The 12,754-nt window shown below is 68.3% G+C and carries 6 protein-coding genes and 4 pseudogenes; 6 read left to right on the top strand and 4 right to left on the bottom strand.

Annotated features, from left to right (window positions below):
• A pseudogene (locus B056_RS43335) lies at nucleotides 1–177 on the bottom strand (IS256 family transposase); the annotation flags it as partial.
• Between the two features lie 106 nt (nucleotides 178–283).
• Here B056_RS43335 and B056_RS41435 point away from each other — a divergent pair.
• Together B056_RS41435 and uppS are read left to right on the top strand one after the other, a co-directional pair.
• Nucleotides 284–499, top strand: a pseudogene (locus B056_RS41435) (DDE-type integrase/transposase/recombinase); the annotation flags it as partial.
• A 275-nt stretch (nucleotides 500–774) separates the two neighbouring features.
• The gene (gene uppS / locus B056_RS0133215; RefSeq protein WP_026240440.1) at nucleotides 775–1,551 is read left to right on the top strand and encodes a polyprenyl diphosphate synthase; all 777 of its coding nucleotides are present in this window, start codon (nucleotides 775–777) and stop codon (nucleotides 1,549–1,551) included.
• 197 nt (nucleotides 1,552–1,748) lie between these two features.
• Here uppS and B056_RS40105 read toward each other — a convergent pair.
• A pseudogene (locus B056_RS40105) lies at nucleotides 1,749–2,455 on the bottom strand (IS6 family transposase); the annotation flags it as partial.
• A 193-nt stretch (nucleotides 2,456–2,648) separates the two neighbouring features.
• Nucleotides 2,649–4,937 (bottom strand): SpoIIE family protein phosphatase, encoded by a 2,289-nt coding sequence (locus tag B056_RS0133200; protein ID WP_018506148.1) that lies wholly within the window; start codon nucleotides 4,935–4,937, stop codon nucleotides 2,649–2,651.
• 187 nt (nucleotides 4,938–5,124) lie between these two features.
• On the opposite strand from B056_RS0133200, the gene B056_RS0133195 reads away from it, so the two are divergent.
• Complete coding sequence (locus B056_RS0133195; RefSeq protein WP_026240439.1) at nucleotides 5,125–9,168, top strand: HAMP domain-containing protein; 4,044 nt, start codon at nucleotides 5,125–5,127, stop codon at nucleotides 9,166–9,168.
• Nucleotides 9,169–9,482: 314 nt separating this feature from the next.
• Here the strand turns inward: B056_RS0133195 and B056_RS0133190 are convergent, their stop codons facing one another.
• Entirely contained in the window at nucleotides 9,483–10,127 is a 645-nt protein-coding gene (locus B056_RS0133190; RefSeq protein ID WP_026240438.1) for a TetR/AcrR family transcriptional regulator, read from the bottom strand.
• Nucleotides 10,128–10,271: 144 nt separating this feature from the next.
• On the opposite strand from B056_RS0133190, the gene B056_RS0133185 reads away from it, so the two are divergent.
• The 3 genes and pseudogenes from B056_RS0133185 to B056_RS38965 form a co-directional block, all read left to right on the top strand.
• Complete coding sequence (locus tag B056_RS0133185) at nucleotides 10,272–11,051, top strand: glucose 1-dehydrogenase (protein ID WP_018506145.1); 780 nt, start codon at nucleotides 10,272–10,274, stop codon at nucleotides 11,049–11,051.
• Entirely contained in the window at nucleotides 11,048–11,524 is a 477-nt protein-coding gene (locus B056_RS0133180) for a nitroreductase/quinone reductase family protein (protein ID WP_051105809.1), read from the top strand. The genes B056_RS0133185 and B056_RS0133180 overlap by 4 nt, the downstream gene beginning before the upstream one ends.
• Before the next feature lie 355 nt (nucleotides 11,525–11,879).
• A pseudogene (locus B056_RS38965) lies at nucleotides 11,880–12,488 on the top strand (ISL3 family transposase); the annotation flags it as partial.
• Nucleotides 12,489–12,754 lie beyond the last annotated feature (266 nt).

Below are 12,754 nucleotides of genomic sequence, written 5' to 3'. Positions count from 1 at the left end.
CCGGCGGCCACGGTCGTCACGCTGGTCAGCGAGCTCGGCGATGTAGGCGTCGACCTCGGCCTCCAACGCGGCCGCGAGCATCCGCCGGGCACCCTCCCGGACGATCTCATCGATCAGCGACGGGCTACCCGCCGAACCATCAGCGGGCGTGTTCTCCTCGGGGACTACCGTGAGCACGGGCGTGCCTTCCCGACCGACGCGCCAACGTCGGCCTGACTGAGACCCAAACCTCGATCACCGGGAAGGTACGCCCTCCCCAACCGATCCACAGGTCTTAACCATTGCTCCCCGGGAGAACAACCGGATCGAAGCCGACCACGGCCGGCTGAAAGCACGGCTGCGGCCGATGCGCGGACTGAAACGCCTCCGCTCCGTCCAGACCGTCAGCGACGGACACGCCCTGGTCCAGAACATCCGCCGCGGCCACTACGAACTCGGGATCGACACCAGACCGCAGCTACGGCTGGCCGCCGCGTTCACCGAACTCGCCGCCACAGTCCGACCGGCAGTCACCCCGACCGCTGGCATGCCCCGCCTCCCCGGAACGCAACAGCGCCGCTCAGCCGATGAAGCAGCTCGACGCCGTCCGACGTGGCGATCCAACCAACGGGCGCCGGCCGGGAGAAGGATGTCCGCACCGAGATCCGGTAGCTGGTTCCACGCTGCGGGGCCTCGATGCCCACGCTACCTGCCCACAAGATCGCCGATGGTGAGGAAAGCATCGGCGTGGCCCCGCCGAGCCGGCCCGAGGACAGGCGGGCATAGATTCGGGCTGTGCCAATACGCGATCTTGCCTACACCGTGTACACCCGTCGGCTCCGCGCGTCGCTCAAGGGAGCCGAGCTACCGGGGCACGTCGGCATGATCATGGACGGCAACCGCCGCTGGGCCCGCCAGATGGGGATGGCCAATCCCAGCCTCGGCCACAAGTTCGGCGCCGACCATGTCGAGGACGTGCTGTCGTGGTGCGAGGCGGCCGGGATCAAGCATGTGACCGTCTTCGTCTGCTCCACCGAGAACCTCGCCCACCGCGAGGATGCCGAGATCGCGTTCCTCATGCGGGTCATCGAGCAGGTTGTCTCCGACAAGATCGCGACTCCCGAACCAGCGTGGCAGATGCACATCGCCGGGCTGCTCGACGCGCTGCCGGACAGCACGGCCCGCGCGCTCAAGAACGCCGAGGAAGTCACCCGATCCTGCTCGACGGGGGCACACGTCACCCTCGCCGTGGGGTACGGCGGCCGGCAGGAGGTCGTCGACGCGTTCCGGGCCCTCCTGCACGAGCAGGCCGCGACGGGCGGCTCGCTGGCCGACCTGGCCGAGACCCTCACCGCCGAGGACGTCGCCCGCCACCTCTACACGGCCGGCCAGCCCGACCCCGACCTGGTCATCCGCACCAGCGGCGAGCAGCGCATGTCGAACTTCCTGCTCTGGCAGAGCGCGTACTCCGAGCTGTACTTCTGCGAGGCGTACTGGCCCGCGTTCCGCGAGATCGACTTCCTGCGGGCACTGCGTAGCTACGCCGCCCGTGGCCGTCGCCACGGCGCCTGACCCGGTGGCTTTCCGACGGCCTGCCGGCTCTGCCGCCGGCTCGCCGCCCGGTGCCACCGCCGGCGCGCGAAACCACCAGGTGGACCACGGCGCTCGACGGGGAAAAACAAGGCTCACGCCCGTCAAAGCCCCCGACGACGGCGCTGTTGCGTTCCGGGGAGGCGGGGCATGCCAGCGGCCGGGGTGACTGCCGGTCGGACTGTGGCGGCGAGTTCGGTGAACGCGGCGGCCAGCCGTAGCTGCGGTCTGGTGTCGATCCCGAGTTCGTAGTGGCCGCGGCGGATGTTCTGGACCAGGGCGTGTCCGTCGCTGACGGTCTGGACGGAGCGGAGGCGTTTCAGTCCGCGCATCGGCCGCAGCCGTGCTTTCAGCCGGCCGTGGTCGGCTTCGATCCGGTTGTTCTCCCGGGCGGCGTCGACGTGCCAGGCCTCGGGGAGCAGCTCGTCGAGGATCCGCGGGTAGACCGGGGCCTTGTCGGTGGTGACCTCGACCGGGGGGCGCCCATGCGTCACCGCTCGAACGAAGAACCGCCGGGCGGCGGCCTGGTCTCGCTGTGCGCTGGCCGGGACGTCGATGACCTGGCCGTGCTGGTCGACGGCCCGGTAGAGGTAGGTCCAGTGGCCGGAGACCTTGGCGTAGGTCTAGTCGATGAACCATCTGTCGTAGGGCCGGTGCCGGCACGACCGGGCCGTGTCGACCAGCAGGGGTGTGAAGCGCTGCACCCACCGGTAGATCGTGACGTGATCGACCTCGAGGCCGCGTTCCGCGAGGAGCTCCTCGACATCCCGATACGACAACGCGAACCGCAGATACCACCGGACGCCAGGACGATCACCTCAGGCGGGAACCGGAACCCCGCGAACTCCGACGTCGGAACCGGTGGACAGGCACCACGTCGACGCACCTTCGATCATGACTGATCGACGGCCGCGGGACAGCGGACTCCGCCGATGCAACAGTGCCCGGTGAGCACTCGCGGTGGTCGACGCCCGCCGGGGTACCGGTCGTCATGCCGTGTTCGGCTCGCATGCGGAGGACCGGACGTTGCCCTGGAGGGGCGCCGCACGTGAGACATCACGGGCCAGGAGCACAGGTGGTCATCGGACGTGGACGACGATGAGGCAGGTGTCGTCGTCGGTGTCGGACGCAGCGCCTGCCAGGAGGTGGTCTGCGTACGCCTCGACGTCGTCCACTGGGCGTTCCGCGAGACGGAACAGCGCTTCCATGGATTCGTCCAGCGAGGTCCCCCGTCGTTCGACCAGTCCGTCGGTGAACATCAGGAGGATGTCGTCACGTTCGAGGACGGTAGTGCGCTCCTCGTACTCGGCGTTGTCGACCGCACCGAGCAGAATGCCTTCGGGGACCGGGAGGTGTCGGGCGCGGCCGTCGCGCAGGAGCACCGGCGGGAGATGCCCAGCCTGGGACCACCGCAGCGTCCGGGTGAGGGGGTCGTAGCGCCCGCAGATCGCGGTCCCGGTGACCTGGTCGGTGAGGTGGTGGGTAATCGTGTTGAGCCAGCCGAGGAGCTGAGCCGGCCCTGCTCCGGTGACGGCGAGGCCCCGGAGGCTGTAGCGCAGGTTGACCATGGCGGTGACAGCGTCGATGCCATGGCCGGCGACGTCGCCGACGACAAGCAGAACGTCGCCGGTGGGCATGGTCACCGCGCTGTACCAGTCACCACCGACGAGATCGTCCTGTTCCGCCGGGCGGTAGCGGACCGCGATGTCCAACCGGGCTGATCGCGGCAGCGGCGCGGAGGTGGCGATGATCGCCTGTTGCAGGCGGAGCGCAAGCCGTTGCCTGTCCTCAGAAAGCCGTTCCGCCTGGGCGAGCCGGTCACGGGTGGCGGAGAGGGCTACGTGGGCGCCGTAGGCGGCGGTGATGTCCTGGTAGGCCCCGCGCACGGCGGTCCGGGTGCCGTCGGCGGCGGTGACCGGTTCGCCGAAGGCGCGGATGCTGCGGGTCGAGCCGTCGGAGTGCACCAAGCGGAACGCGCTCACCGCCGGTCGTCCCAGCCGGACGAGACTGTCCCGAAACAGTCGCACCCGCTCGGCGTCCTCGGGGTGGGCGTGCCCGTCCAGCTCTTCGAGCCGGATCGGGGGCTGCGGCCGAGGGCGGTGGAACACGGCGTGCGCGTTGTCGGTCCAGAGCAACTCGCCAGTGACGAGGTCCTGTTCCCAGCCGCCGAGCTGACCCAGCTTCTCCGCGTTCTCCAGCAAGGCGCGGAGCCGAGCGCTGTGGTCGGCGGCCCGCCACCCGACCGCGATCCCGTCGAACAGTCTGACCGCGCGGACCTCGAGGTCGACCACCTTCGCGACGCCCTCGACGAGCACGTGGACGGGAAACTGACGGGCGTGGAAGGGCTTCCCTGCAGCCATGGCCTGGAGCAGGTGTTCGAACAGTCCGCCGGGCGTCGTGGTAAGCGGGTAGAGGGTGAGGAACCGGCGGTCGAGCAGTTCGGCGCGGCTGCGACCGGCTGGGTCGACGAAGTCCTGGGTGAGGTGGTCGATGTGGAGATCGACGAGGTCTCCAGCCGGGTCTCGGACCGCGCGGGCGAGCATCGCGGATTCAAAAAGCCCGTCCAGGAGGGCTGGCAGCCAGTGAGCTCGCTGGTCGCGCGACGGGTCCCCGTGCAGAAAAAGTGCCTGCACCGCCACCTGAGCGGCCGCGAGCAACTGACGGCGAAGCACGTCGTGGAACTCCGCGGCGGGTGTAGGCCAGCAGACCTCCATCACCCCGACCAGGGTGCCGGCGTCGGTCATGGGGAGCAGCGCCCGTGCTGCCGCTCGGCTCCCGGCCGTGGGGACGGGTTCGCCGGGTGGGACGCCCCGGGGCCACCACTGGGCGGCCGCGTCGTGGAGGACGCGCAGGGGGAGGCTGTCGAACTGCGGCGGCACACGTGACCAGCGGCTGGCGTCGAGCGAGCTGAGACCAGTGTGTCCGACCAGGCCGAGGCTGCCGTCCGGCTCCAACACCCACAGCACGACCGATTGTGCTCCTGACCCCGCGAGCATCTGGTCGAACACCGCGGCGGCGACGTCGTCGCCGCCGGCCGCGGCGTGCGCCTCGACCTGCGCGAGCCGCGCCTCCCGCCGCCGACTGACAGGCAGATCCGGGTGCGCGATTTCGTCGAGGGCGGTCTGGTCGACGAGGTCGAGCGCGAGTTCCCGCATTGGGACACCGGTCTGGTCGGCGAGCCGTGCCAGTTGCGCGGCGGCTTCCGTAGGAGAGCAGCGCAGACGCTCCATGAGGACACCTTTGGCGAGCTCCACCACAGCCTGGGCGGTCCGCCGCTCCCGTTCGAGGTCGAGCTCGGACTGCAGGCGGGCGACCAGCGTGGTCCACGACCGCCAGCGGGAGTCGTTGACAGCTTCGCCGCCGCCCACTCGACCTCCAGAGTCCGCCTGCCAGCCCGAGGGGACGCACGTTCTGCCACCAGGAGCGAGCTTCTGGTCACCGGCGCGTATGCGGCGGCTCACCCGCACATGCCTTCGGCTGTGTTTACCCTAGTCCACCGCTCTGGACCTAAAATTGATCGATGCCCGGGTACATGGGCCGACATCTGGAGCTCGCGTGACTGAGGCTGGGACGTTCAACCGAGCACTCGACGACGGCGCTCTTCGTCGCCTGCTCGCTGGCCTGTCGGCGGTGCGTGGCGGTGACTTCGGCACCAGACTGCCGCAGAGCGGCGACGCGCTGCTGGACGAGATCGCCACCGTGTTCAACGGGATGGCAGAGCAGCTGGCGCTGTTCACCTCCGAGGTCACCCGGGTCTCGCGGGAGGTCGGCACCGAGGGCAAACTCGGTGGCCAGGCCGTGGTGCCCGGCGTGTCGGGCACCTGGAAGGACCTCACCGACTCAGTCAACGCGATGGCGGGCAACCTGACCGGGCAGGTCCGCGACATCGCGCAGGTCGCCACAGCGGTGGCCCGGGGCGACCTGACGCAGAAGATCACCGTGCCGGCCCAGGGCGAGATCCTCGAGCTGAAGAGCACGATCAACACGATGGTCGGGCAGCTGTCATCGTTCGCCGACGAGGTGACCCGGGTGGCGCGGGAGGTCGGCACCGAGGGCCGGCTCGGTGGTCAGGCCGACATCAAGGGTGTCGCGGGTACGTGGAAGGACCTCACCGAGTCGGTGAACGTCATGGCCGCCAACCTGACCGACCAGGTACGTTCGATCGCGCAGGTGACGACGGCGGTGGCCAAGGGCGACCTGTCACAGAAGATCAGAGTCGACGCCCGCGGCGAGATCCTGGAACTCAAGGAGACCATCAACACGATGGTCGACCAGCTGTCCGCGTTCGCCGACGAGGTCACCCGGGTCGCCCGCGAGGTCGGCACCCAGGGCAACCTCGGCGGCCAGGCCAACGTCCGCGGTGTGTCGGGCACCTGGAAGGACCTGACGGACAACGTCAACGTGATGGCGTCCAACCTGACGGCCCAGGTCCGCTCGATCGCTCAGGTGGCCACGGCGGTCGCTCGGGGTGACCTGTCACAGAAGATCACGGTCGAGGCGAAGGGCGAGGTCGCGGCGCTCGCGCAGACCATCAACACGATGGTTGACCAGCTGTCGTCGTTCGCCGCCGAGGTGACCCGGGTCGCCCGGGAGGTCGGCACCGAAGGGATACTCGGCGGCCAGGCCGACGTCATGGGCGTGTCGGGCACCTGGAAGGACCTCACCGACAACGTCAACTCGATGGCGAACAACCTGACCAGCCAGGTCCGCAACATCGCCCAGGTGACCACGGCCGTCGCGCAGGGCGATCTGTCGAAGAAGATCGACGTGGACGCCCGGGGCGAGATCCTCGAGCTCAAGACGACGATCAACACGATGGTCGACCAGCTCTCGTCGTTCGCCGCCGAGGTCACCCGGGTCGCCCGGGAGGTCGGCACCGACGGCGCCCTGGGCGGTCAGGCCGAGGTCGAGGGCGTGTCCGGGACGTGGAAACGGCTGACCGAGAACGTCAACGAGCTCGCCGGCAACCTGACCCGTCAGGTGCGGGCGATCGCCGAGGTCACCAGCGCGGTGGCCACCGGCGACCTGACCCGATCAATCACGGTCGAGGCGAAGGGTGAGGTCGCCGAGCTCAAGGACAACATCAACGCGATGGTGAAGTCGCTGCGGGAGACCACCCGGGCCAACCAGGAACAGGACTGGCTCAAGACCAACCTGGCCCGGGTCTCCGGCCTGATGCAAGGACACCGCGACCTCGCCACCGTCGCCGAACTGGTGATGGACGAACTCACGCCGTTGGTCGACGCCCAGCACGGCACGTTCTTCCTCACCGACGTCGCCCACGGCGACGCGGTGCTGCGGCTCATCGCCAGCTACGGCTACGCCGAGAACGCGGCTGTGCCGGTGACCTTCAAGGTCGGCGAGTCGCTGCTGGGTCAGGCGGCGAGGACGAAAAAGCCGATCCTGGTCGCCGAGACGCCGGCCGACTACGTCCGGATCTCCTCCAGCCTGGGCCAGGCCAGACCAGTCAACCTGATCGTGTTTCCGATCCTGTTCGAGGACCGGGTGCTCGGCGTCATCGAACTCGCCTCGTTCACACCGTTCACCGAGGTGCACCGGGACTTCCTGAACCAGCTGATGGAAACCATCGGCGTCATCGTCAACACGATCATCGCCAACTCGCGGACCGACGCGCTACTCGTCGAGTCGCAGCGACTGGCCGGCGAGCTGCAGGCCCGGTCCGGCGAGCTGCAGGTTCGGCAGGAGGAGCTGCAACGGTCCAACGCCGACCTCGAGGAGAAGGCGGCGCTGCTGGAACGTCAGAACCGGGACATCGAGATCAAGAACATCGAGATCGAGCAGGCCCGGCAGGAGATCGAGGAGCGGGCCCAGCAGCTCGCGCTGGCCTCCAAGTACAAGTCCGAGTTCCTGGCCAACATGTCCCACGAACTGCGGACTCCGCTGAACAGTTTGCTGGTGCTGGCGCGGCTGCTGGCGCAGAACCCGACCCGCAACCTCACACCCAAGCAGGTCGAGTTCGCCAACGTCATCCATTCGGCCGGCTCGGACCTGCTGCAGCTCATCAACGACATCCTGGATCTGTCCAAGGTCGAGGCCGGCAAGATGGACGTCCACCGGGAGTGGGCCGACCTCGGCAAGCTGGTCGACGACCTGCAGGCGACGTTCCAGCCGCTGACTGCCGAGAAGGGCCTCGACTTCACCGTCGAGGTCGCACCGGGCGTGCCGACCCGGCTGTTCACCGACGAGCAACGGCTCGAGCAGGTGCTGCGCAACCTCCTCTCGAACGCCGTCAAGTTCACCGAGGACGGCCAGGTGGCGCTGCGCATCCACACCCGTCACGCCTGCGAACCCGACGGCCGCGCCACCTCGACGATCGCGTTCGCCGTCGTCGACACCGGCGTGGGCATCTCCGACGAGAACCTCAAGCGGATCTTCGGCGCCTTCCAACAGGGCGACGGCACCACCAGCCGCAAGTACGGCGGCACCGGGCTCGGCCTGTCCATCTCCCGTGAGGTCGCGGCGCTGCTCGACGGCGACATCCGCGTGGAAAGCGAATTCGGACGCGGCAGCACCTTCACCCTCCACCTCCCACTGGACGATCTGCCGCCGCCTGGAACCGCATCGTCCGAGCCGGCACCGTTCCTGCCGGCGCGATCCGGGGTAGCGCAGTACGAGGCCATCGCCCAGAACGTGGCGGCCGATCCCGCGGCCCGGCCGGCTCACCCGGCTCAGGCCGGCCAGCCGGACGAGCCGGTACTGCCGTCGTCCGGCGAGGCGCCGCCGGACCGCCGCCTGCTGGTCCTCGAACCCGAGTCCAACGGACTGCTCGGTCTGATCGCGCAGCGGGCATCGGCGGACCTCGCCGACACCCACGGCCCCGTCCGGCTCGTCACGGTCACCACGCCGGACGACGCCGTCCAAGCCCTGGCAGCGACGCCGCACCGCTGCGTGGTGCTCGACCTGACGCTGCCTGACGCCTCGGCGTTCGCATTCCTGCAGCGGCTTCAGGAGGACGCGGACCTGCGGGACCTCCCCGTCCTCGCCCACCCCACCCAGAAGATGCACGACGCGCACGAGCGGCTGGCGCAGGCGCGGTACCGGACCCTCCGGCTGGAGCTGCTTCCGTCGCTGGACGAGGTGCGGGAACGCATCACCCTGCACCTGTCCGCCGACCGGCCTGATGATTTGCCGCCGCTGCTCGCCGACGACTCGGCGGCCGTCGAGCGCGCCGGCGTGACCGAGCCGCCCGCCCGTCCCCAGCTGCGCGAGCGGAAGATCCTCGTGATCGACGACGACGTCCGGAACGTGTTCGCGATCTCGAGCGTGCTCGAGGTCTACGGACTCACTGTGCTGCACGCCTCGAACGGCCGGGAAGGCATCGAGATGCTGCTCGGCAACCCCGACGTCGACCTGATCCTGATGGACGTGATGATGCCTGAGATGGACGGCTACGCGACCATGAGCGCCATCCGGGAGATGCCGCGCTTCGCGGACCTGCCGATCATCGCCGTCACCGCGAAGGTGATGCAGAGCGACCGGGAGAAATGTCTCGCCGCGGGTGCGACCGACTTCGTTGCCAAGCCGGTGGACACCGAGATGCTGCTGGCTCGGATCGAGCAGCGGATGCCTGGTCGGTAGCCGTCGAAACGGGCTCAACGCAATTGAGGGTGTAGCCGCGGGCCTTGGCTCGCCGGTTTGGGCGCCCCTCATGATGTGGTCGGGAAATCGTTACCCGCGAGCGGAGCCGCGGACGTTTCAGCAGTCCGCCAGAGCCGCCTTGTCCGACCGTAGATGGTGCCGGGCTGATCGAGATGGGTCAGCGCATCGGCGCCACTTCTGCGGTGTCCGATCAGCGTGATGGCATCGCGAACGTCCTCGGAACTGACCGTCCGATCGGTTAGGCGCCCGCTTCTTCCGGCGGCTAACTCGACTACCGTAGCTGTCGGCGGCGATCATTTCTTGGTGGACGCCCCTGGTTCGGTCGCGGAGTACCGCGCGGCGACGGTGCGGACGGCCTCGTCGACTACCTGAGCGACGCGCACGGCGCTCACCTTCCAGTCGGGCACGAGGAGTGTTGGCCAGAAGACGTAGTTTGAGATCATACCCAGGAACTGGGTGGCTGCGAGGTCCGCATCCTCGACCCGCACCGTTCCCGCCTCGTGCTCAGCTAGGAGGTAGCGGCGTACAGACTCGAAGTAGGGCATCTTCCCGTGGGAGAACTGCGCATGGGCCAACTCGGGGAACCGCGGCAGCTCGGCGATGACGATCCGGAACAGGTCGGTCATCTGGGGTCGGCTCAACAGGTCGGCGTAGCGGCGACCGATGGCGCTGAGCCCGTCGACGACGTTGCCTGCCGGCGGAGGATCCTCCTCGTCAGCGTGGGACCAGGACTCAGTGACAATGGCGTCAAACAGGGCAGCCTTGCTGGGAAACTGCTTGAACAAGGTGGCTCGCGAGACGCCCGAGCGCTCCGCGATCCGCGCCAGCGACGTCCGGTCGTAGCCCAGCTCGAGGAACAGCGCGGTCGCAGCCGTCACGATCAGCGCGCGCTTCTCCTCGGCGACGCGTTGGTGATAGGTCGGCAGGACGCTGCTCATGGGACCGAGCATACGAGGTGAGTGGCTTGACTCGCCACCGTCGACGGCCTAGGGTCGACTTGATGGTGAGTCGCTCGACTCACCATTGGTCGCCGTTATCGGCGATGATCCTGATCAGACACCCACGCACCTAAGGAACGTCTCGTGACCCGCTTCGACAGCCAGACCGTGCTCGTGACCGGCGGGACCGGTGGCCAGGGCTCGAGCCACGTCCGCGCCTTTCACGCCGAGGGAGCGAACGTGGTGATCGGCGACATCGACGCTGCCCGCGGCGCCGCTCTGGCTGACGAACTCGGAACCCGTGCTCGCTTCACCCACCTCGACGTCACCGACGAGAGCTCGTGGTTCGCCGCTGTCCGTGCCGCCGAGGACGCCTTCGGCGCTCTGAACATGCTCGTCAATAACGCCGGCGTCCAGAATCCGCCGGCGCCGATCGAGCACACGGAGCGGACCACGTGGTCGCGCATCCTCGACATCAACCTCACAGGCACCTTCCTCGGCATCAAGGTCGCCGCACCCGCTCTGCGCCGCGCGGCAGGAGGAGCCATCGTCAACATCGCCTCGACCATGGGCCTGGGTGGCACGGCTCACTACGCGCCCTACGTCGCCAGCAAGTGGGCCGTGCGAGGACTCACCCGAACGGCAGCGCTTGAGCTCGGCCGCGACCACATCCGCGTGAACACCATCCACCCCGGCGTGATCGCGACCTCCTTCATCCATGAACCGGCAGCTGGCGCCACCGCGGCAATCGCCGACTTCTACTCACCCGACCCGTTCGCCATCCCCCGGCTTGGAGAGCCGACCGACGTCACCCGGCTTCTCCTGTTCCTCACCTCATCAGACGCGTCGTTCATCACGGGTTCGGAGTACGTCATTGACGGTGGACTCCTCCTCGGCCCCGCCCTTCAGACCGAGACCGTATGAGCACTCCATACACGACTCGATCGAACAACTCCGTCCGGGACGTGTTTCTGTCGCATCTGCCCGACCCCATCCGGCGAGCCATCGAGATCACACCCGCCGCGGGCACCCGAGAGCGGATCGTCGACATCACGACGCTGGGACGCCGCACCGGCCGACCACGACGCATCGAGATCTTCTTCTACCGAGCCGCCGGCAAGACCTACCTGTGTAGCGGCGCCGGCGGGACCGCAACCGACTGGCATGCGAACCTGCTCGCCAATCCCGAATTCACCTTCCACCTCAAGAACGGGATCCGCGCAGATCTGCCCGCGCGGGCCATGCCGGTCACCGACGCAGCCGAACGTCAGGCCGTCCTGGCGGAGATCGTCGCGGATCTCAATCAGCCCCACGATCCCGGCACCATCCGGCCGACACGGCTCGAGGATTGGGCCGACAGCCGACTGATCCGCATTAGCTTCTGCCACCGGCCGTGATCACAAGATGGTTCGGCAGATGACCTAGACTCATCCGCCGGTAGAACCCCTAAGTAGCTTCAACCTCCACGTGCTCACCAGTGGCGAACAGGTGCCGATCGGCCTGTGTCTCGCTGAGCAGCGCGCCTCGGGTGTGCAGGGTCCGTCGCTGTAGAGGGGAGTCCACCCTTCATGCCGCGGCGGCCGGGGATGGCCTGCTGAGATCAGCGTCGGCACCGGTCCAGGGCGTCGCCGGGCCAAACCAGAGCAGGTGGAAGGGATTCATCACGGATGAGAATTGATTTTGGGGGCCTGGGATAGACGTCGAGGTCTCCCGAGATGGAAGTTCTCACGCTCACCATCTGGAAGACCTGACATGCCCGACGCTACCGTCGGCGAGCGCGCAGATGCGTTCGCACGTCCCGACCTGTCCACCTTCTGCCGACTCGACGAGCTCGGCCTCGTCATTACCGGCCAGCGCCTCGAGCCTGACCGCGCGGTCCTCGCGTGCCGGGTCCTGGAACCCGATCAATGGTGCCGCCGCTGCGGCTGCGAAGGGTCTCCACGCGACACCGTGACCCGACGGCTGGCGCACGAGCCGTTCGGGTGGCGACCCACGACGCTGCTGGTCACGATCCGCCGCTACCGATGCGCCGGCTGCGGTCACGTCTGGCGCCAAGACTGCAGCCTGGCGGCCGACCCGCGAGCGAAGCTCTCTCGTCGCGGGCTGCGGTGGGCCCTTGAAGGGATCGTGTGTCAGCACCTCACTGTCGCTCGGGTCGCCGAGGGTCTCGGGATCGCGTGGAACACCGCTAACGACGCCGTGTTGTCCGAGGGCAAGCGGGCCCTGATCGACGATGCCACCAGGTTCGACGGGGTCAGAGTTCTTGGCGTCGACGAGCATGTGTGGCGCCACACCCGACGCGGCGACAAGTACGTCACCGTGATCATCGACCTGACCGGCATCCGCGACGGGACCGGACCCTACCTGCCAAGCTGGTTCGAGGCAGAGGATGTCTGTTAACCAGTGACGAGGGCGGGTTGGGAGCTTGATCTAGATGGATGCGGGGCTGACAGCGGCTCGCTGGCCGGTTGACGATGGTCGGGTGAGCGAGGACGAGACGCAGCGCCGGCGGCCGGATCCGGAGGTGCCCGCGAAGGCACGGCGCCGGCAGTTCTCTTCGGGCTACAAGATGCGGATCCTGGCGGAGTACGAGGCGGCGACCGCGTCGGGTGCGAAGGGCGCGATCC

Source organism: Parafrankia discariae, from assembly GCF_000373365.1.
GTDB classification, from domain to species: Bacteria; Actinomycetota; Actinomycetes; order Frankiales; family Frankiaceae; genus Parafrankia; species Parafrankia discariae.
The sequence above is the reverse complement of the archived record's forward strand: the minus strand, read 5'-3'. Positions and strand labels throughout refer to the sequence as shown.

What these genes read in the sequence shown, in the direction of transcription:
- B056_RS0133180 (WP_051105809.1), top strand. Translation starts at nt 11,048, where the DNA reads ATGAGCACTCCATACACGACTCGATCGAACAACTCCGTCCGGGACGTG.
- B056_RS0133190 (WP_026240438.1), bottom strand. Translation starts at nt 10,127, where the DNA reads ATGAGCAGCGTCCTGCCGACCTATCACCAACGCGTCGCCGAGGAGAAG.